At 72.0% G+C, this 19684-nt stretch carries 19 protein-coding genes and 1 tRNA gene; 8 read left to right on the forward strand and 12 right to left on the reverse strand.

Annotated features, from left to right (window positions below; translation table 11 throughout):
• On the forward strand, window positions 1–697 hold a 697-nt coding region (locus G6N75_RS10160), incomplete at its 5' end, for an AMP-binding protein (RefSeq protein WP_165348248.1).
• Here the strand turns inward: G6N75_RS10160 and G6N75_RS10165 are convergent.
• From G6N75_RS10165 to menB, 3 genes are read right to left on the reverse strand one after another with little or no spacing between them, the layout of a single operon-like run.
• Complete coding sequence (locus G6N75_RS10165; protein WP_165348249.1) at window positions 641–1702, reverse strand: enolase C-terminal domain-like protein; 1062 nt, start codon at window positions 1700–1702, stop codon at window positions 641–643. The two genes, G6N75_RS10160 and G6N75_RS10165, sit on opposite strands and share 57 nt — an antisense overlap.
• Window positions 1695–2606, reverse strand: coding sequence for a 1,4-dihydroxy-2-naphthoate polyprenyltransferase (locus G6N75_RS10170; RefSeq protein WP_346765518.1), 912 nt, complete (start codon window positions 2604–2606; stop codon window positions 1695–1697). The genes G6N75_RS10165 and G6N75_RS10170 overlap by 8 nt, the downstream gene beginning before the upstream one ends.
• Before the next feature lie 4 nt (window positions 2607–2610).
• On the reverse strand, window positions 2611–3432 hold the full coding sequence (menB, locus tag G6N75_RS10175) for a 1,4-dihydroxy-2-naphthoyl-CoA synthase (RefSeq protein ID WP_165348250.1): 822 nt from the start codon (window positions 3430–3432) through the stop codon (window positions 2611–2613).
• Window positions 3433–3597: 165 nt separating this feature from the next.
• Here menB and G6N75_RS10180 point away from each other — a divergent pair, with 165 nt between their 5' ends.
• The 5 genes from G6N75_RS10180 (at window position 3598) to G6N75_RS10200 (ending at window position 9163) form a co-directional block, all read left to right on the forward strand.
• On the forward strand, window positions 3598–4986 hold the full coding sequence (locus G6N75_RS10180) for an isochorismate synthase (RefSeq protein WP_165348251.1): 1389 nt from the start codon (window positions 3598–3600) through the stop codon (window positions 4984–4986).
• Window positions 4979–6682, forward strand: a complete 1704-nt coding sequence (gene menD / locus G6N75_RS10185; RefSeq protein WP_165348252.1) for a 2-succinyl-5-enolpyruvyl-6-hydroxy-3-cyclohexene-1-carboxylic-acid synthase — start codon at window positions 4979–4981, stop codon at window positions 6680–6682. The genes G6N75_RS10180 and menD overlap by 8 nt, the downstream gene beginning before the upstream one ends.
• An 18-nt stretch (window positions 6683–6700) precedes the next feature.
• Complete coding sequence (locus G6N75_RS10190; RefSeq protein ID WP_165348253.1) at window positions 6701–7546, forward strand: HDOD domain-containing protein; 846 nt, start codon at window positions 6701–6703, stop codon at window positions 7544–7546.
• Between the two features lie 293 nt (window positions 7547–7839).
• A complete protein-coding gene (locus tag G6N75_RS10195) occupies window positions 7840–8733 on the forward strand; it encodes a GGDEF domain-containing protein (protein ID WP_165348254.1) in 894 nt (297 codons plus the stop codon).
• Window positions 8734–8752: 19 nt separating this feature from the next.
• Window positions 8753–9163 carry an acyl-CoA thioesterase gene (locus G6N75_RS10200; protein WP_165348255.1) on the forward strand — a complete coding sequence of 137 codons (411 nt, stop codon included), beginning with the start codon at window positions 8753–8755 and terminating at the stop codon, window positions 9161–9163.
• A 6-nt stretch (window positions 9164–9169) separates the two neighbouring features.
• Here the strand turns inward: G6N75_RS10200 and G6N75_RS10205 are convergent, their stop codons facing one another.
• The 9 genes from G6N75_RS10205 to nikR all read right to left on the reverse strand — a co-directional run bounded on the left by G6N75_RS10205 (window position 9170) and on the right by nikR (window position 18573).
• Window positions 9170–10291, reverse strand: a complete 1122-nt coding sequence (locus tag G6N75_RS10205) for an acetate/propionate family kinase (RefSeq protein WP_346765519.1) — start codon at window positions 10289–10291, stop codon at window positions 9170–9172.
• Window positions 10288–12387 (reverse strand): phosphate acetyltransferase, encoded by a 2100-nt coding sequence (gene pta, locus G6N75_RS10210; protein WP_165348256.1) that lies wholly within the window; start codon window positions 12385–12387, stop codon window positions 10288–10290. Before pta ends, G6N75_RS10205 begins: the two co-directional genes overlap by 4 nt.
• A gap of 378 nt (window positions 12388–12765) precedes the next feature.
• On the reverse strand, window positions 12766–13569 hold the full coding sequence (locus G6N75_RS10215) for an ABC transporter ATP-binding protein (RefSeq protein ID WP_165348257.1): 804 nt from the start codon (window positions 13567–13569) through the stop codon (window positions 12766–12768).
• A complete protein-coding gene (locus G6N75_RS10220; protein WP_346765520.1) occupies window positions 13562–14113 on the reverse strand; it encodes a hypothetical protein in 552 nt (183 codons plus the stop codon). The genes G6N75_RS10215 and G6N75_RS10220 overlap by 8 nt, the downstream gene beginning before the upstream one ends.
• Window positions 14110–14760 carry an energy-coupling factor ABC transporter permease gene (locus G6N75_RS10225; protein ID WP_165348258.1) on the reverse strand — a complete coding sequence of 217 codons (651 nt, stop codon included), beginning with the start codon at window positions 14758–14760 and terminating at the stop codon, window positions 14110–14112. The genes G6N75_RS10220 and G6N75_RS10225 overlap by 4 nt, the downstream gene beginning before the upstream one ends.
• A gap of 2 nt (window positions 14761–14762) precedes the next feature.
• Window positions 14763–15224 carry a hypothetical protein gene (locus G6N75_RS10230; RefSeq protein WP_165348259.1) on the reverse strand — a complete coding sequence of 154 codons (462 nt, stop codon included), beginning with the start codon at window positions 15222–15224 and terminating at the stop codon, window positions 14763–14765.
• The gene (locus tag G6N75_RS10235) at window positions 15225–15974 is read right to left on the reverse strand and encodes a DUF4198 domain-containing protein (RefSeq protein ID WP_165348260.1); all 750 of its coding nucleotides are present in this window, start codon (window positions 15972–15974) and stop codon (window positions 15225–15227) included.
• A gap of 20 nt (window positions 15975–15994) precedes the next feature.
• The gene (locus G6N75_RS10240; protein ID WP_165348261.1) at window positions 15995–17989 is read right to left on the reverse strand and encodes a TonB-dependent receptor; all 1995 of its coding nucleotides are present in this window, start codon (window positions 17987–17989) and stop codon (window positions 15995–15997) included.
• A gap of 119 nt (window positions 17990–18108) precedes the next feature.
• Window positions 18109–18573 (reverse strand): nickel-responsive transcriptional regulator NikR, encoded by a 465-nt coding sequence (nikR, locus tag G6N75_RS10245; RefSeq protein ID WP_165348262.1) that lies wholly within the window; start codon window positions 18571–18573, stop codon window positions 18109–18111.
• Window positions 18574–18647: 74 nt separating this feature from the next.
• On the opposite strand from nikR, the gene G6N75_RS10250 reads away from it, so the two are divergent.
• Entirely contained in the window at window positions 18648–19460 is an 813-nt protein-coding gene (locus G6N75_RS10250; protein ID WP_165348263.1) for a DUF3667 domain-containing protein, read from the forward strand.
• A gap of 57 nt (window positions 19461–19517) precedes the next feature.
• Window positions 19518–19607, forward strand: a tRNA-Ser gene (locus G6N75_RS10255).
• The last annotated feature ends 77 nt before the right edge of the window (window positions 19608–19684 follow it).

The raw sequence follows: 19684 nt of genomic DNA on the forward strand, positions 1-19684 counted from the left end.
GCCGGCGCCGGCCCCGCTGGGGCTGCGCTGCCTGCTGAGCGGCGGCGGGCCGCTGTCGCGCGAGGCCGCCGCCCCCGCCCTGGCCCGGGACTGGCCGCTCTGGCAGGGCTGGGGCATGACCGAGACCTGCTCCCACGTGGCGGCGACGCCGGTGGACGAGCACTGGCAGCCCGGCGTGGTCGGCCGGCCGCTGCCCGGCGTGACCCTGGCGCTGGATCCCCGCAGCGATCGCATCCGGATCGCCGGCCCGGTGGTCATGGCGGGGTACGCGACGGCCGACGGCGCGACCGGCGCCGGCCTCGAGCCCGACGGCGGCCTGCTCAGCAACGACCTCGGCGCATGGCTGCCCGACGGGCGGCTGCGGCTGCTGGGGCGCGCGGACACCATGATCGTCAGCGGCGGCATCAATATCGACCCGGAAGCGGTGGAAGCAGGCCTGCTGGCGTGCCCGGGCGTCGACGAGGCCGGGGTGACGGGCCGGCCGGATCCGCGCTGGGGCCAGCTCGTGCTGGCGCTTTACGCCGGCCCGGCCGAGCCGGGCGCAGTGGCGCAATGGGCGCGCGACCACCTGCCCTCCGCCAGCCGCCCCCGCCGGTTCATCCGCGTGGCGCGGCTGCCGCGGAACGCGATGGGCAAAATCTCACGGGCTGAGCTGGCCGAGCTCGGGCTCGAAGCCGAGGCCGGGGCGTCCGGGTAACTCGAGCGTCCCGCCGGGCGCCGGCGCAGGGCCGAGCAGCGTGCTCAGCCAGCTGGCGGTGTCCAGGCCGTGGGCCAGCCCGTTGTCCAGGACCGCAGCCAGGTGCGCCGACAGCCATAGCCCGACCGCGGTGTCGACGCTGCTGGTGACGACGCTCTCGGTGCGCGGCCGCAAGGCAAGCGCGAGCACCCGCGAGGGGCCGCCGACCACCATCGGCTTCAGGATCTGGCGCCGCACCGGCAGCGCGGTCTCCTCCGGCCAGGCGGCCAGCGACTCGTCCAGCGCAAGCGAGAATTCCACCATGGCCTGGAGGCGCGCCAGGGCCGCGGCGTCGGCATCGTGGGCGGGTTCCTCGAGGGCCTCGATCGGCAGGCCGGCGAACTGCGGCAGCGTGCGCTCGGCTGCCGCGACCGTCCAGCCCCGATTGACGTCCAGCCGCAGGCTCAGCCCCTCCGGCAGCGACGCCATGGCCGCCAGGAACAGCGGCAGTTCCTCTGCCAGCGGCGCCGTCGCGAGCTTCAGCTTGGCCACCTCGAAACCCTGGCGGCGGGCGGCGGCCAGCCGTTCGCCAAGGCCCTCGTCCACCGCGCCGACGAAGGCGTTGACCCGCACCCGGCCCGCGGCGTCCGGGCGCAGGTGGCGGTACAGCGGCACGCCGGCGCGGCGGGCCGCGAGGTCCAGCAGGGCGCATTCCAGGCCGCAGCGCGCGGCCCGGTGCTCCAGCCCGGGCAGCCGCTCGCGCGCGGTTTCGGGGGCGAGTCCCGGCAGCGCCTCCACGGCGCGGCGCAGCGCCGCCTCGGCCAGCTCGGCGGTCTCGGTCCCGGCGCCCGGGAGGCCGGCGGTCTCGCCCCAGCCGTGCGCACCCTCGTCGTCCTCGATGCGGACCAGCCAGCCGCGCCGCAGCACGGTGGCCCCGCGCGCGCACTTCCACGGTTGCGACAGCGGGATGGCGTAGGGATGCAGCTCGACCCGGGCGAGCGCCGGCGCCGCCGCCGGCTCAGTCACCGAGGCCACCCCAGTAGACGCCGACGCAAAGGAGCAAGCCGTAGATGAACTGCAGCCGCGCGGTGTCGCCGAGCAGCGTGTTGAAGGCCGGGCCCACCGGCTCGGTGACGAAGCGGCGCACCAGCAACGCCGCCCAGGGCAATACCAGCAGCGGCCACAACCAGCCCGGCCGCTGCAGCCAGGCCAGCACCGGCAGGGCCGCGAAGGGCAGCGTCATCAGCGTCGCGTACTCGAGCCGGCTGGCCCGCGCGCCGTAGACCACGGCGACGGTGCGGCGTCCCGCACGGGCATCGTTCTCCCGGTCCCGGTAGTTGTTCACCACCAGCACGGCCGCCGCCGGCATGCCGAGCAGCGCGCCCGCGAGCAGGGCGGTGCCGTCGAAGCGGCCGGCCTGGAGGTAGTGGCTGCCCGCCACGGCAGCGAGGCCGAAGAACAGCCAGACGAACATCTCGCCGAGGCTGGAATAAGCGATCGGGCGCGCGCCGCCGCTGTAACCCCAGGCGCAGACGATGGAAGCCACGCCGATGGCCAGGATGGGCCAGCCGCCAATCCAGGCCAGCCAGAGGCCGAGCGCGCCGGCGCCGGCGAAAGCCGCGACCGCGGCCCGCTTTACCGCCGTCGGCGGCAGCCAGCCTTCGGCGGTGGCGCGGCGCGGGCCCAGCCGGGTGCCCGGGTCGTCGGCGCCGCGCTCGAAGTCGGCCACGTCGTTGTGGAGGTTGGTGCCCACCTGGATCAGCAGCGCCGCGAGGACGGTGACGGCGAACACGCCCCAGGCCACCTGCCCGGTGTCCGCGGCGGCCAGCGCGGTCCCCACCAGCACCGGCACCACCGCGACCCACAGCGTGCGCGGACGACTGGCGCTGAGCCAGTGCTGCAGCAGCAGGCGGGGGGTGGCGGTACTCACGCGCTCAGGGACGGCGCGGGAACTTGTCGAAATCGGGCTTGCGCTTCTCGAGGAAAGCGTCGCGGCCCTCCTGCCCCTCCGCCGTCATGTAGAACATCGCGGTCGCGTTCCCGGCCAGCTCCTGGATGCCCGCCAGGCCGTCGGTGTCGGCGTTGAAGGCGCACTTGAGCATCCGCAGCGCCGTCGGCGACAGTTCGAGCATGCGCCGGCACCACTCCACCGTCTCGGCCTCGAGCTGCGCCAGCGGCACCACGGTATTGACCAGTCCCATTGCCAGCGCCTGCTGCGCGTCGTACTGGCGGCACAGGAACCAGATCTCCTTGGCCTTCTTCATGCCGACCGTGCGGGCCAGCAGGCCGGCGCCGAGACCGGCGTCGAAGCTGCCGACGATCGGGCCGGTCTGGCCGAAGCGGGCGTTGTCGGCCGCGATGCTGAGGTCGCAGACCAGGTGCAGCACATGGCCGCCGCCGATGGCCCAGCCCGCCACCATGGCCACCACGGGCTTCGGCAGGCGGCGGATCTGCATCTGCAGATCGAGCACGTTCAGGTGCTGGGTGCCGGTCTCGTCCTTGTAACCGCCCTGCTCGCCGCGCACCCGCTGGTCGCCGCCCGAGCAGAAGGCCTTGCCGCCCTCCCCGGTCAGGATGATGACGCCGATCGAGGGCTCGTGATGGGCGTGGGTGAAGGCGCGCTGCAGTTCCATCACGGTCTCGGGCCGGAAGGCGTTGTGCACCTCGGGGCGGTTGATGGAGATGCGGGCGATGCCCTCCGCGTGCTGGTAGAGCACGTCGTTGAAATCGAGTTCGGCTACAGTCTTCCAGTCCATTTGCACACCGGCTGCGGGGCGAAAATGGGACATTGTACTTGGGGCCGGCAGGCCGTCCACCTGCGGGCGCCACCTGCCCCGCCGGGCGCCGGGGCGCTGCCGGGGCGGCGCCGGGGTGCGTGATACACTTTCGCGGTTGTGGCTGCCCCTTTCGAACCCTGAACCGTGGATTCCACGCCGCTCGAATCACATCTGCAACCGGCTTTCATCGATGAGCTCCCCCGGCGGCTCAGCGAAGCGCTCGCGAGCGCGCCGGCCTGCGGCTTCCTGAGCCTGACGCTGCCGGTACGCGACTTCCGCGGCAGCCCGGGGCTGCCGGCCGAGGGCCCCGCCGTGTGGTGGGGACGGCCGGGGGAACAGCGTTTCCGCGCCGGCACCGGCATCGCCTGGGAGCAGGCCGCGAACGGCGAGGGCCGCTTCGTCCGGCTCGGGGCGGAATGGCGCAGGCTGCGCGCCGGGTGGCGCGCCCTCGGCCTGGACGGCGCGCCCGCGACCCGGGCGGCGTTTCTCGGCTTCGCCTTCAGCCCCGACGCCGCGGACCCGCAGCTGCCGAACGCCATGCTGTGCGTGCCGCGGGCGGTGGTGGAGCGGCGGGGCAATACGACGCTGATGCATTTCAACGGCGCGCCGGGCGACGAGGCGGACGAACTGGTGACGGCCTGGAGCGAGGCCGCGCGCCAGCTGGTGGCGGCGGCCTGGCAGGGCACGCCGGCCACGGACGCGGCCCCGCAGGCAGCCGCCCCCGGGCTGCCGGCCGACGACCCGGCCTGGGACGAGCGCGTGCGGGTCGCGCTGGCCGCCATCGCCGGGCTGCCGCTGGAGAAACTCGTGCTCACCCGGCGGCTGCAGCTCGCGCTGGAACAGGCGCCGGCCGTGAACCGCGTGCTGGAGCGACTTGCGGCGCGCTACCCCGAGGCCGCGGTCTACGCGGTGCAACGCGACGGCACCAGCCTGGTCGGGGCGTCCCCGGAGCGCCTGCTGGGGCTGGAGCACGGCCTGGTCGTGGCCGACGCGCTCGCCGGCTCGGCGCCGCGCGCGACCTGCGACGACGCGGACCAGCAACTCGGGGGGCAGCTGCTCGGCGACCCCAAGGAGCGCGCCGAGCACGAGGTGGTGGTGCGGGAAATCTTGGCGGCGCTGGAGCCGTTGTGCACGGCCCTGATGGCCTCCCATGCACCGTCGCTGCTGCGGCTGTCCAACGTGCAGCATCTCGCCAGCCACGTGCATGGCCGGGTCCGCCCCGAGGTGGGCGTCTTCGAACTGCTCGAGCGCATGCACCCGACGCCGGCCGTGGGCGGCGCGCCGCGCGCCGCGGCGCTGGCCTGGCTGCGCGAGCACGGCGAGGCGAACCGCGGCTGGTACACGGGGGGCGTCGGCTGGCTGGACGATGCCGGCGGCGACGTCTGGGTGGCGCTGCGCTGCGCGCTGCTCGAGGGGCGCCGCGCCAGCCTGTATGCCGGCGCCGGCATCGTCGCCGGCTCGCGCCCGGAACAGGAATTGCGCGAGACCGGCTGGAAACTCCAGGCCATGCTCGAGGCGCTGGCGGTTGACTGACCAGGCCCGCCCCGGCGATCCCGGCGCTGCTGCCTTCGAGCGGGCCGTCGCCCTGCTCGACGGGCTGGCGGCGACGGGCGCGCGGCACGTGGTGGTGTCGCCCGGCTCCCGCTCGACGCCGCTGGCGCTGGCCGCCGCGCGCTGCGAGGGCTTCAGCCTGCACGTCGTGCCGGACGAGCGCTCCGCCGCTTTCTTCGCCCTCGGCCTCGCGCGCGGCACCGGCCAGCCCGCCGTCCTGGTGGCCACCTCCGGCTCCGCGGCCGCCCACTGGCTGCCGGCGGCGATCGAGGCCTGCGAGGACGAGCAGCCGCTGCTGCTCCTGAGTGCCGACCGGCCGGCCGAGCTGCTCCACTGCGGCGCCAACCAGGCCACCGAGCAGGCCAGCCTGTTCGCGGCGCACGCGCGCGCACTGTTCGCTCTGCCCGGCGATGCCACGGCGGCGCATGCCCGCGACGTCGGCCACCGGGCCGGCGCCGCCTGCCTCTGGCCCCGGCGCGGGCCGGTGCATGTGAATGTGGCTTTTCGCGAACCGCTGGTGCCGCTGGATGCCGGGCGCTGCGGGCCCTGGTCACCCGGCGACCGGTCGGTCCACCTGCCGGCGCGGACGACGCCGGACCTGGGCGCTGTCGCCGCGACCGCGGCGCAGCTGGGCGGGCGCCGCGGGGCCATCCTCGCCGGCCGCCTCGCTCCGGGCGACCCGGCGGCCGACGGCGTCATCGGCCTGGCGCTGGCGCTGGACTGCGCCATCATCGCCGATCCGCTGTCGGGCCTGCGCGCCGGCGCCCCCGCCGAGGCGCGCGTGCTCTGCGCCGGCGACGCGTTTCTGCGGGACCCTGCCGCCCCGTGTCCGGACTGGCTGATCCGGGTCGGGCAGCCGCCGGTGTCGCGCCATGTCGAGGCCTGGGCGGCGCGTTGCCCTGAAACCGTCCTGCTGGCCGGGACGCCGCAATGGGCGGACCCCTTGCGGCGCGCGGGGACCGTGCTGCTGGGCGATCCGGCCGCGACCCTGGCGATGCTGGCCGCCGCCGTCTCGCGGGCCGGCCTCCGGGCCGCCCCTTGGGATGCACTCGATCACTGCGAGGCGGCGGCGCGCGCCGCGCTGGCCCGGCTCGAGGCGCTGCCGGCGGAAGCCGGGCTGGTGGGCGCAATCGCCGCCGCGGCGCCCTCGGACACGCCCGTGTTCGTCGCCAACTCGCTGGTGGTGCGGGATTTCGACAGCTTCCTGTTCCGCCGCCCCGCCCCGCTGCGCCTCCACGCCAACCGCGGCGTCAGCGGCATCGACGGCAACCTGTCGACCGCCGCCGGCCTGGTCGCCGGCACGGGCCAGCCCGGGATCGCCGTCATCGGCGACCTGGCCCTGTTCCACGATCTCAACGCCCTGTCGCTGTGCGCCGCTCGCCCCCTCGTGGTGGTAGTGGTAAACAACGGCGGCGGCGCGATTTTTCGCCAGCTGCCGCAGGCCGTCCTGCCGGAGTTCGAGTCGCTCTGGCTGACGCCGCCGCAACTGGAGGTGGAACGCGCCGCGGCGCTGTTCGGGCTGGAATATGCACGCTTTGACGGGCCCGGGGCACTCGAAGCCGCTATAGTGGGCGCGCTCGCAGGGGCGCGCGGCGTGCTCCTGGAGCTGGTGGTCGACCGCGAAGCCAGCCATGCGGGGCGCCAGGCATGGTGGAGTTCGGTGCAGGCTGGCGGGTAACCGGAGCGAGGAATCAGCATGACGAGTCACCAGGAAGCTTTCGCCATCGTGCAGAACCTCGCCGGGGAGCTGTCCAAGGGCCAGGTCGAACTGCCCTCGCTGCCGGTGGTCGTCATGCGCTTGCGCAACGAGCTGGCCCAGTCGGGCTTCGACGTGCCGCGGCTGGCGCACCTGGCGGCGACGGAACCGGTGCTCGCCGGCTCCATCCTCACCATGGCGAACTCGGTGGCCTGCCGCCGGGCCGGGTCCGAGACGCTGGACCTGAAGATCGCCATCACGCGGATCGGCGCCGACAAGGTCCAGGCGCTGGCCTGGCGCTTCGCCATGCGGCAACTGAAGCAGAACAGCGATCTCGGCGCCTGCCGTGACCTGCTCGAGGAGGAGTGGTCACTGGGCCTGCGTATCGCCGCGGCCTGTCACCTGATCGCGGAGCGCAGCGGCGACATCAATCCCGACGAGGCGCTGGTGGTCGGGTTGATCCACAACGTCGGCCGGATCTACCTGCTCAGCCGGGCCGACGCCCATCCCGCCCTGTTCGAATCCCCCGCGGTGCTCAGCGAGCTGCTGGACATGTGGCACGTCAGCATCGGCCAGGCCATCGTCGAATCCTGGCATCTTCCCGAGGTCGCGGTCGAAGCCGTGGCCGCGCAGGCCGACGAAGACGATGGGCGCCATGGGTCGCTGACTTACGTGCTGCGCATCGCGCTCGCCCTGGCGGCCTCGACCGAGGTCCCGACGCCCGAGGAGCTCGAGGCGGTGGCGCAGTGGCGCGCCTGCCGGACCCTGAAGCTGGACGCCGGGGACCTCGGCGCGATCGCCGAGGGCCACGAGACGACCCGCGTCGAACTGGGCCTGATCGACTGAATCGAGCGTCGCGCGCCGGATTTCCGGCGCCCGCGGAACCAGTTCACGGTTTTCCCGGCCAGTCCCGGCAGGCCGTGCCGAAGGCCCGCCGCCGCCCGCTACAAGCTCTAGTTAAATCAATGTCTTGTGCTATATTCCCGAGTTGGCACGATATTCGCAGCATACCTCGCAGATATTGCTGGGAAGATGACATCATGGCGTCGCACTCCGACAACACATTGGCCAGGCCCGCACCGCGGCAACAGCGGTCGGGCGCTCGCGGCGGCGAGCGCCGGCCTGCCGGCGCCGAACCGTTGGCCCTGCTCCGGGCCCTCCAGCAGTCGCTCGAGCCCGCGGTGGTGGTCGATGTCTTCGCCCGGCGGCTGCACGAACACTACGGCGTCGAAGGCGTCGCCTTCGATCATCCCGAGCACGGCTGCAACTGGGGCACTGCCAGCAGGCCCGCCTTCGCCACCCGCCTGCAGCTGGACGACACGGCCCTGGGCCGTCTCGCCCTCTATCGCCAGCGGGCGTTCGACGCGCGCGAGCGCAGCGAACTGGACGTCCTGGCGGAACTTCTCGCGCAGCCGCTGCACAACGCCGTGCGCCACGCCTCCCTGCAGAAGCAGGCTTTCGAGGACGGGCTCACCAGGCTGCTCAACCGCCAGGCCCTCGATCGCATGCTGCCGCGTGAACTGGCGGCCGCCGAGCGCCAGGGCCACGAGCTGGCGGTGGTCATGATCGACCTTGATTTCCTCAAGCCCATCAACGATCTCTGGGGCCACGCCGCCGGCGACCGCGCGCTGCAGACGGTGGCCGAGGCCATCAATGCCGCGTTGCGCCAGTCCGACCTGGCGTTCCGGGTGGGCGGCGACGAATTCCTGCTGCTGCTGCCCGCCACCGGGGCGACCGGCGCGGCCACGGTGGTGGCGCGGATTCGCCAGGCGCTGGCCCGGATGGCGGCGCAGCCCGACTCGGTGCCTCATCCCGGGATGCAGGGCGATACCCTCGCTTTCAGCGCCGGCATCGCCGTGAGCGCGCCGGGCGTGACCGCCGAGCAGCTGGTCCAGCAGGCCGACCAGGCCATGTACCGCGCCAAGCGCGCCGGCCGGAATCGCGATCGCACGGCTGCCCCGCCGCGGGTCCGCCACCACGCGACGCCGGACTTTACCGCCGACCGCGCTGCCGCCCGGCTGGCGCGACGCTGATCACTCCGGAGCCCGATGCATGAAGCCGCCCAGCGAACAACCGGCGATTCGCATGATGATGATGCCGAAGGACACCAACGCCCTCGGCTCCATTTTCGGCGGGGTCATCCTCTCGCTGATCGACCAGGCGGCTTTCGTCGAGGCCAGCCGGCAGGCCTCGCGCAAGTACGTCACCATCGCCATGGACAAGATCGAGTTTCACAAGCCGGTGAAAATGGGCGACATCGTCAGCCTGTGGGCCGAGACCATCCGCATCGGGCGCAGCTCGATCCGCCTGCGCGTCGACGTCCTCGCGCGCTCCCGCTCGATCGACGAGGAAGTCCGCGTCACCAGCGCCGAAGTCACCATGGTCGCCATCGACGAGCAGGGCAATCCCACGCCGATCCACGTCGAGGACCCTGACAGCGCCGCCACCGCGACGCCCCGCTGAAACGCTTCAGCCTTGGGGACTGTCCCCGGGACAGTCCCCAAGCAGGATCATGGTTTCGCGCGCGATCTGCAGCGCTTCGTCGGTGGCGATGACCAGCACCGCGACCCGGCTGGCGGCTGCGTCGAGGCGTGCCGGCAGCTCGCCCGGCTGCGCGTTGCGGTTCCCGTCCAATCCCACGCCCAGCACCTCCAGGCCGGCGCAGATGCGGGCCCGCACCAGCGCACGGTGCTCGCCGATACCGCCGGTGAAAACCAGCGCGTCGAGCCGGCCCAGCGTGGCGGCCAGGGCCCCGACATGGCGCCGGGCGCGGTGACAGAACACCTCCAGCGCCAGCTCCGCGCGTGCATCGCCCGCCTCCACGCGCCGCTCGATGGCACGCATGTCGCTGTCCCCGCACAGGGCCAGCAGGCCGCTCTCTTGGTGCAGCTGGCGGTCGACCTCCGCCGGGGCCAGGCCGGCGGCCCGCGCCAGGTAGCCGGGGATCGCCGGGTCCAGGTCGCCGCAGCGCGTGCCCATCACCAGCCCGTCGAGCGTGGACAGGCCCATCGAGGTATCCAGGCTGCGGCCGCCCCGCACCGCGCTCGCGCTGGCGCCGTTGCCGAGGTGCAGCACGACCAGCGACAAGTCCGCGGGATCGCGTCCCAGGCACTGGGCCGCGGCGGCGGCGGCGAAACCCACCGAGCTGCCATGAAAACCGTAGCGCCGCACGCCATGCTGCCGCAGCCAGTCTTCCGGCACGGCGTAACGCCAGGCGTACTCCGGCATCGACTGGTGGTAAGCCGTGTCGAACACCGCCACCTGCGGCGCGTCCGGAAAGGCCGCCATGGTCGCCTCGATCCCGGCGAGGTTGGCCGGGTTGTGCAGCGGCGCCAGCGGCACCAGGCCCCGAATGGCCTCTAGCACGGTGCCGTCGATCCGCACCGCGCTGCCGAAGCGGTCGCCGCCATGCGCTACGCGGTGGGCGATCACGTCCGGCGCGCCGTGCTCCGCCAGCTGCCCGACCAGCCCGGCCACGTCGGGCGTCCCGTCGTGCTCGATGGTGCCCGAAGCCAGGGCCCGCTCGCCCGGCATGGCATAGAAACCGTACTTCAGCGTGGAACTGCCGGCGTTGAGCACCAGCACCTTCACGCCTCGTCCTCCTGCTGCTGGGCCTGGATGGCGGTGATCGCGACCGTCTTGACAATGTCGCCTACGCTGGCGCCCCGGGAGAGATCGTTGACCGGCTTGTTCAGCCCCTGCAATACCGGCCCCACGACCACGGCGCCGCCGGAGCGCTGCACCGCCTTGTAGGCGTTGTTGCCGGAGTTCAGGTCCGGAAACACCAGCACCGTGGCGCGCCCGGCAACCTCGCTGCCCGGGATCTTGGTCTGCGCCACCGCCGCGTCCACCGCCGCGTCGTACTGGATCGGCCCCTCGATCGGCAGGTCCGGCCGGCGCTCACGCACCAGCTCGGTGGCTGCGCGCACCCGCTCCACTTCCGCGCCGGCGCCCGACTCGCCGGTCGAATAGGACAGCATGGCGATCCGCGGCTCGATCCCGAACATCCGCGCCGTGCCGGCCGAGCTGATGGCGATGTCCGCCAGCTGCGCGGTAGTCGGTTCGGGCACGACCGCGCAGTCCGCGTACACCAGCACCCGGTCGCGCATGCACATGAACAGCACGCTGGAGGCAATCGAAACGTCGGGCCGGGTGCGGATGAACTCGAAGGCCGGGCGGATGGTGTGAGCGGTGGTCGTGACCGCGCCCGAGACCATGCCGTCGACGTCGCCCAGGTGGACCATCATGGTCCCGAAGTAACTCCGGTCCCGCATCATGTCCAGCGCGCGCTCGGGGGTCACCCCGCGATGCTTGCGCAGGCGGTGCAGCTCGGCGGCGTAGGACTCGAGCCGGGGCGAGCGCGCCGGGTCGATGATCTCGACCCCGCCGAGGTCCAGGGCGAGCGCCGAGACGCGGCGGCGAATCAGGGTCTCGTCCCCCAGCAGCACCAGCTCGACCGTGCCGCGCTTGAGCAGGATGTCGGCGGCGCGCAGGATGCGCTCTTCCTCGCCCTCGGGCAGCACGATCCGCTGGCGGTCGATTGCCGCGCGGCGCATCAGTTCGTACTCGAACATCAACGGCGTCATGCGGCTCGGCCGCTGCAGGTCGATGCGCGCCTCCAGCGCCTCCACCGAAACGCCCGCCTCGAACAGGCCGAGCGCGCGCGCCACCTTGGCCTCGTCCTCCGCCCTCAGCCAGGCGCGCACCTCGTGCACGCGCGTGGCGGTCTCGTAGGTGTCCTCGTTGACCGCCAGCACGGGCAGCGACTCGTCGGACAGCCCGCTCACCAGGTCGTTGATCTGCAGCGAGGGCTCCAGCCCGCCGGTCAGCACGATCCCGGCCAGCCCGTAAGCGGCCGTGGAGCGATTGGCGACGAAGCTGCCGAGCAGGATGTCGGCGCGGTCGCCGGAGGTCAGCACGAGCGTCCCGGGCTCGAGCCGCGCAAGGAAATGCGACAGCTCCATCGCCGCCACGCGCACGTGACCGATGTCCCGGCGCAACGAATCCGAAGAACCGTGCAGCAGGCGCGCCCCGAGCGCCCGCGCCACGTCGCCCATGGTCGGACGGCTCAGCGCCGTGTCCTCGGGCACGACGAACAGCGGTTCGCCCTGGGCCTGTGCACTGGCCAGCTCCTGCCGCAGGCCCGCGAGATCGGGCGCGTCCGCGCGGTTGACGATGGTCGCCGCCACGTCGCAGCCGCGCGCCTGGAAGACCTCGCGCGCCACCTGGATGGCATTGTGAATCTCGTCGGCGCTGCGGCCGCGGCCGCTGATGACCGGCAGGATCGGCGCGCCGAGGTTCTTCGCCACTGCGGTATTGAAATCGAATTCGAAGGCCGAAGAGACGCCGGTGTAATCGGTGCCCTCGCACAGCACGAAGTCGCACTCCGCCTCGAGCGCCTTGTAGCGGTCGAGAATGGCTTTCAGCACCTCGTCGTGGCGCCCCCCAGCCAACTCGCGCTGCGCCTCCTCGTGCGTGAAGGCATAGACCGCCGTGCGGCCGGGCTCGAGCCCGTAGCGCGTCGCGATCAGCTCGATGTCGTTGTCCGGCGCGTCCGCCCGCGCGACCACCGGCCGGAAGAACCCCAGCCGCGCCCGGCGCCGCGACAACAGTTCCATCACGCCGAGCGCCACCAGCGACTTGCCGCTCATCGGCTCGGTGGCCGCGATGTACAGGTTGTCCGCCATGCGCCCTAGCATGAGCCGCCGGGGCGCGGGCGGCAATCGCGGGTTGCCGCGATGCCCCGGCCCGCGGGCTGGCCTTGCCGGCCTTGCCCTGCCCGCGGCCCCGGAGGTCCGTCAACCCCGCGGGCGCAGGTCGGACTCGGCCCCCGTGTCGGCGAGGCGAATGCCGTGGCGGACATCGGCGCAGCGCACGCCGGCCGGCCCGCGCCGATGCGGTGGTTCCGGTGGCGCGCTGGCCCGAGCGCGCCCGGCCGTCGGTGCTGGCACCTTCGCAGCGGCTGGGTATGACAGGGTCCTGCGAGCGGCATCAGATTCCCAAGTGAGCAGGACCCTGTCATGGCCAGCCGGCGGACGGGGACCACGCAATGGCCCGAGTCGCGGTCAGTCCCGCGCCGCACCCCAGACCGGATGGCCGTGGACGTGCACGTGCTCTTCCTCGCCGTGACGATGGCGGTGCTGGTGGGCGAGGTTGTTGGCGAGCAGCAGCGGCAGGTCGCCCAGCGCGTCGCCGACCGGGCCGTCGAAGGCCACGCGGTGTTCCTCGGACAGGATCACGGCGCGCTGCCCCAGTTCCGGGGCCAGCGCCATGTGATGGGTCGCGACCACGGTGGTGATGTCGCGCTCACCCAGCCAGTCAATCAGCCAGCCCACCGTGCGCGGATCGAGATTGGCCGTCGGCTCGTCGAGCAGCAGCACCTCGGGCTCGACCGCCAGCAGGCAGGCGAGGCACAGGCGCTGCTTCTCGCCGCCGGAGAGCTGCGAGGGATGCTCCTCGAGGTGGCGATCCAGCCGCATGAAGCCGGCCCAGTGCCGCACGCGCTCCTGCGCTTCCGCGGCCGGCAGGTGGCGCAGGCCGAAGCCGATCTCCTCGGCCACCGTCGGGTTGAACAGCATGGCTTCCGGATGCTGGAACATCAGCGCCACGCGGCGGCGGAAAGCCGCGGCGAAGTCACGGGCCTTGAGCGCCGCCGCGTCGACTTCCCGGCCCGCGAAACGCAGCCGGCCGGCGGTCGGCAGCACCAGTCCGTCCAGCAGCTTGAGCAGCGTGCTCTTGCCGCAACCGTTGGCGCCGAGCAGCACCACGCGCTCGCCGGCAGCGATGTCCAGGTCGACGCCGTCGAGCGCAGTGCGCCCGTCGGGGTAGCGCACCGTGACCTGCTCCAGGCTGTACAAGGATTCACTCATCCAGTGCGCCGCGCGACCTCATGCCCTGCGTCAGTGCCTCCGAGTTGTACATGGCCTTGTCCAGCGCCGCCAGCCCGAGTGCGGCGCCGGCACGATAGCGCTGGCGCAGCGTCGGCGGCAGCGTGCTGCGGCTCTGGACCGCCGCGCGGTACTCGGTGGCCAGCCGGCGAAAGACCGTCACCTGGCTGCGCACGATCGCGAGCCAGCGGCGCGCCGCCGGCCAGCGCGCCAGCGCGCGGTCGAAATCGATGTCGCGCACCGCCCAGGCAGTGAGCAGGGCCAGCAGGGTGACCCGGAGGTTGAGCAACAGGAGGAAACGCCACGCGAGCTCGCCGGTCCACCAGCCCAGCAGCAGGTAGCCGGTCGACAGCAGGAGCAATACCGGCGCGACCGCCCGCAGCGCGCGCCCCAGCAGCCGCCCCCGGCCGGCGCCGGAGGCCAGCACGACCGCGGCCAGGCCGGCGGCCAGCACCGCTGGCTGGTGCACCAGCGTGGTCGCCACCACCGCCGCCAGCCAGGCATACAGGGCGAGCCGGTGCTTCACGGCATCGCCTCGAGCCAGCGGCGCTTGCGGGCATGGCGAAACACCAGCACCGTCAGCGCCGCCTCGCCGGCGGCGATCAATGCATGGGGCACGAGGAGCGCGGGCAGCGTCACGGCCACGCCGAAGGGAAAGAACAGCGGCGTGCCATCGGCGGCCTGCGCGATGACCGGCTGCAGGCCGAGCACCAGCGCGAGCACGAGCGCGGCGGACATGATCCCCAGCCAGGTCGCCGCCGCCACTGCCAGCGTCTCGCCGAGCCCGCGCAACAGCCGGTAGCCGCCCCAGGTGACCCACGCGGCGACCAGGCCGAGCGTCAGCGCGTTGACCGGCAGCGCCGTGATGCCGCCGGCCCCGACCACCACCGCCTGCAACACCAGGACCAGCGTGTAGCACAGGAAAGCCACCCAGGGCCCGAAGACCAGGGCCAGCAGGCTCACGCCCAGCAGGTGGCCGGAGGTGCCGCCGGGCAGGGGCAGCATGAGGGTCGAGAGCAGGAAGGCGAGCGCCGTGAATACCGCGAGGCGGGGCAGGAGCTCGTCGCCCATGCGGGCCCGGAGGCGTCGCGCCGCGACGACCCACAGCGGCGCCGCCAGGGCAAGCGCCGGCAGGTAGGTCTGCGGCGAGATCAGCCCGTCGGGAATGTGCATGCCTAGCCTGGGGTCGCCCGCCGGGCGCGCCACAGTGCCCAGATGCCGAACAAACCGAGCAGGTAGCCGAGGCCGGCCAGCACCCGGCCAGCGTACCAGTGGCGGTGCTGCGACTGCGTCGCCTGGATCACTGCCGCCGCCATCGCTTCGTCCACCACCAGGCGCACGACCGTGCCGTGGCCGTCCTCGGTGAAAACCTTCACCCGCCACTCGCCGGGCTGGTCCGGCCGGAAGCTGATCTCGCCCTGCGCATTGACCCGCCCGGCCTGGAACGGCGTGTCGGCGCCCGGCCGGTACACCTCGTAAGGCTCGAACAGCGGGGCGTCACCGCCGGCGAACGACAGCTTCACCACCACCGTGTCGGCGTCGACGATTTCGTGCAGCAGGGCATGTGCGCGGGCGCTCGCCGGGACCAGGCAGGACCAGGCGAGCACGAGCAGCAGCCAGCAGGAAAAGATTTTCATTCAGCGCACCACCAGGGTGAGGGTCGCATTGTAATTGTTACGGTCGCAGGTTGCGGGATCGGGATAGGGCTCGCTCGCGGATGCCTTGATCAGCCAGCGGCCGGGGCGATCGAAAGACAGGCGCGCCAGGCCGTCCGCGTCGGTCGTGACGGTGAGCGGATAGTCCGGTTCGCCGGCGTCGAAGCCCTCGTAGGTAGCGTTGACCTCCCCCTGCCAGGGCGCGCCCCTGAACAGCAGGCGAACCTCGAATGGCGCCGCAGTCCCCGCAGTCGCGGCCAGCGGCAGGATTTCCAGCGGGTGGCCGAGCGGCCGGGCCACCGCGCCCGCGCCGCTGCCGAGCAGCGCCTTGACGGTGTTGGTCGAGTGGCTGCAGCTCAGCGCGTCCGGGTTGTCCGCGCGCGAGCTGCGCTGGCCGCCGCGCGGCGTACGGGAGTAGTAGCCAGGCGCCTGGCGCACGCCGAGGACCCATGGCCCGGTCCCGGGCAAGGGCGGCGTCGCGAACTCGTCACCGGGCCCGAGCGGCACGGCCAGGACATTGCCCTCGCCGTCGAGCAGCTCGGCGGCCAGCAGCCGCTCCCGCGGCAAGGTGTCGGTGCCCGGGAAATCGTGGCCCCAGCCGATGCGGAAGGGAAGCGCCTGGCCGGGCGGCGGGGCGTACCCGGCCGGCGTCAGCCAGGGGTAGTGCGCCATGGCGGTCGCGGGGGCCAGCGCGAGCGCCAGCAGCAGGATCGGGATACGGCGTGCGGTCATCGGGATCATCCCCCTTGGGGTCAAAACTGCAGGTCGAGCGACAGCCCGATGCGGCGCCCCTGGCGCCAGGCGAAGGCGTCGTCGCCCTTGTCGGATTCGAACAGGTTGTTGAGGTCGAGGTTCACGACCACGCCGGGCTTGAGCTCGTGCCAGGCGCGCACATCGACGATGCGATGGGCCTCGACTAACTGCGTGTTGGCGGTGTTGCGGTATTGCTCGCCGATCGCCGCCAGCGCCAGCCGAGTCCCGCTGCGGCCGCCGGGCGCCACCCAGGTCGGCGCCAGCGTGAGCGTGTAATCCGGCACGTAGGGCAGGTCGTTACCGGTGTCGAGGTTCTCGGCCTCGGTCCAGGCGGCGCCCGCCTGCAGCGACCAGCCGCGCGCGTCGCCGAGGCGGAGCGACAGCTCGAGCCCCCGGATGCGGGCCTCCTCCACGTTGACGTAGCTCTGGATGGGTATGCCGTCGGCGGCGACCCGGCCGGTGTCGGTCCGCACCACCTTGTCCGAGACGTCCGTCTGGTGGACACCGACCGACAGCCGGAGGTCGCGCGCGTCCCAGCGCTGTTCCACGCTGGCGTTGAAGTTGATCGCCCGCTCGGGATCCAGGTCCGGGTTCGATTCGATGTAGAACTCGCCGTGCCGATACAGCCCCTCGTAATAGAGCTGCCGGATGGTGGGTGACTTGAAGGCCCGGCCGACGGAGGCGCGCAGCACCGTGCGCTCGCCCGCGCCCGCGTAGCGCACGGCCAGCTTGGGGTTCAGCTCGCCGCCGAACACCGAGTGGTCCTCGAAGCGCGCCGCGGGCACCACCATCAGCCTGCGGTCGAGCAGCCAGATCTCGTCCTGCAGGTAGACACTCACGGTGTCGATGGTTTCGCCCACCGGCACGGTCGCGGCCAGGACGCCGTTCGCGTAGTTGTTGAAAAGGTAGTCGAGCTCCTGGCGCTGGAACTCGGCGCCGGCAGTGATCCACTGGCGATCCCCCAGCCAGGTGTATTGCGTTTCGAGCTGGTCGTAGCCGATGTCGCCGAACCGATAGCCATGCGTGAAGCCGGGGTAGCCCTGCTCGAACTCCTGCGTGAAGCGATAGCCCGAGAGGCGCCAGTCGTGACGCATGCCCTCGTGCCTGAGGGCCGCGGCCCAGCGCCGGTCGTCGTAGCGGCGATCGAAGCGCTCGGGCCGGTTGACGGTCTCGCGCCGCGAGCGCGCCGCGTCGGCCTGGAGCTCGCCCGACCAGCCGGAGCCGAACCGGGTATGCCAGCGCGCCAGGGCGGAATCCCGGTAGGTGAGCTGGGCGTTGCTGTCAGTGGACTCGTCCTGCTCCCGCCCGGCCAGCAACAGGAAACCCGAACTCTGGCCGACCGGCGCACCGTAACTGGCATGCAGCTTCAGGTCGGTGCGGTGCTCGTCGTTCGGCTCGACGCCGTCGCGCGGCAGGATGCGGTAGCGGCCCATCCCCAGCGCGGCAGAGCCGCCGGCAACTACGGGGATCTTGCGGGTGATGATATTGATCACGCCGGCCATGGCGTCCGCGCCGTAGAGCGCCGAGCTCGCGCCCCTGACGATCTCGATGCGCTCGACCATCGCCAGCGGCACCTGGTTCAGGCTGATGCCGTAGTCCCCGTGGGCGCCGAGGCCGCCGTGGATCCGCCGCCCGTCGATCAGCACCAGGCCATAGCCCTCGTTGACCTGCAGCCCGCGCATCGTCAGGCGAAGGTTGTCCGCCGCCAGGGTGTCGTCGAGGTTGGTCACCGCGAGGCCCGGGATCTCGCGCAGCAGCTGCGGCAGGTTCTGCGCCGGCGAGCGATCGATGTCCTCGCGCGTCACCAGCACCGTGTCGACCGGCACGCCGGCCAGCGTATGGCTCGAACGCGTGCCCGTGACGACCACCGAATCGAGCCGGGCCAGGTCCGCCTCCGTAGAGGCGAACGTCGACGTCGCAATCGGAGCCAAAGCCAGCGCAGCCGCCAGTGCGAGGTGCGTGGGCGCGGCACGGGACGAGGAAAGGTGGCACATGGGACGCTCTCCGCGCGTGGTAAGAGACTTTCCGGAATCTTCTTACCCGGGAGCGTACGACTCAATAAGGGATTGTCACACCCCTTTAGAAATCTTCATACCCGCTCGATCCGAACGTCCTAGTGGTCGTGGCCATGATGGTCGTGATCGTGGTGGCCTTGGGCCGCCCCCTCATCCGTGGCCGGCGCCGGGATGCGGTGCAGCCGGCCGTGGTGGATGCCGGGGCGCGACATCACCGAGTCACCGAAAGCCTCCACCTCCGAGGACGGCCCCTTGAGCAGGACGGCCTCCAGGCAATTGTCATGGTCCAGGTGCATGTGCAGCGTGGTGACGGTGAGGTCGTGGTGGGCGTGGTGCGCCTCGGTGAGGCGCTTGCTGAGCTCGCGCTCATGGTGGTTGTAGACGTAGGTGAGGACGCCCAGGCACTCCGTTTCCGGTGCCTTGTCCAGCCGCTCGCGCGCCAGTGCGTCGCGGATCAGGTCGCGCACCGCCTCCGAGCGGTTGCGCGCGCCCTTGCGCTGCATGTAGTCGTCGAACTGGCGCGCCAGCTCCGCTTCCAGGGACACGGTGAATCGCTCGCTCATTGCCTTCATCCTCCGATCGCCATGCAGCACGCGGGACGGTTGCTGCAGCCATCACCTGCATCATAATGCAGCCCATGAGCGAGCCGACAGCCTGCCCGAATTGCGCCGCGCCGCTGCAGGGCCGCTACTGCCACGCCTGCGGCCAGAAACGCATCGAGCCGGAGGAGCAGCGTCTCAGCTGGTTCCTGCGCCAGCTCGTGGAATCGCTCACCATGCTAGACGAGCGCTTCCTCGGCAGCCTCGGGCGCCTGCTGTTCCGGCCCGGGCGGCTCGACCGCGACTGGCTGGAAGGGCGCCGCAAGCGCAACCTGGCGCCGCTGTCGCTGTTTTTGATCGCCAACGTCGTCTATTTCTTCTACCCGCCGCTGTCGGATCTCAACCTGTCGCTGGGGGAGCAGCTGGCGCAGGCCCACGGCCCGTTCGCCGAGGCACTCGTGGCGGCGCGGCTGGAGGCCCGCGGCATCGACTTCGAGACCTATGCGCCGCAGTACCAGGCGGAAGCGACGAACCTGGCCAAGGTGCTGGTGATCCTGCATGCGCCGCTGTTTGCACTGGTGCTGATGGGGCTGCACTTCCGGCGCGGCCGGTTCTTCGTCGACCACCTGGCGGTCAGCCTGCATTTCTGGGCTTTCCTGCTGTTCGTGGTGATGGTCGTGCCGTGGCTGCTGTGGCTCGTCGTCAGCGCCACCGGCTTAGGCTCCCAGGCGCTGCTGCAACTGACCCTCGCAGGTATCGTACTGCTCTACGCCTGGCGGCAGCTGCAGGTGGCTTACGCCCAGTCGGGCTGGCTGGCGCTGGCCAAGCTGCCGCTGCTGGTCGCGGGCGTGGTCCTGGCCCACCTCGTCTATCGCGCCGCCCAGTTCTTCCTCGCCTTCGCCCTGAGCTGAGCGCTGTCGCCCCGAGATTGACACCCCCAGCCCCGGCGCGGACAATGCCTCGCCTTCGGAGGGGTGCCGGAGTGGTCGAACGGGCTTGACTCGAAATCAAGTGTAGGGTCTTCCCTACCGTGGGTTCGAATCCCACCCCCTCCGCCACTCCAGAGCCCGAAACCGCACTTGGATTCGAACCCACGGTTCATACAGAGCGGGTTCGATATCGGAGCCGGCGCCAG

Source organism: Thioalkalivibrio sp. XN8, from assembly GCF_011058255.1.
Taxonomy (GTDB): Bacteria; Pseudomonadota; Gammaproteobacteria; order Steroidobacterales; family XN24; genus XN24.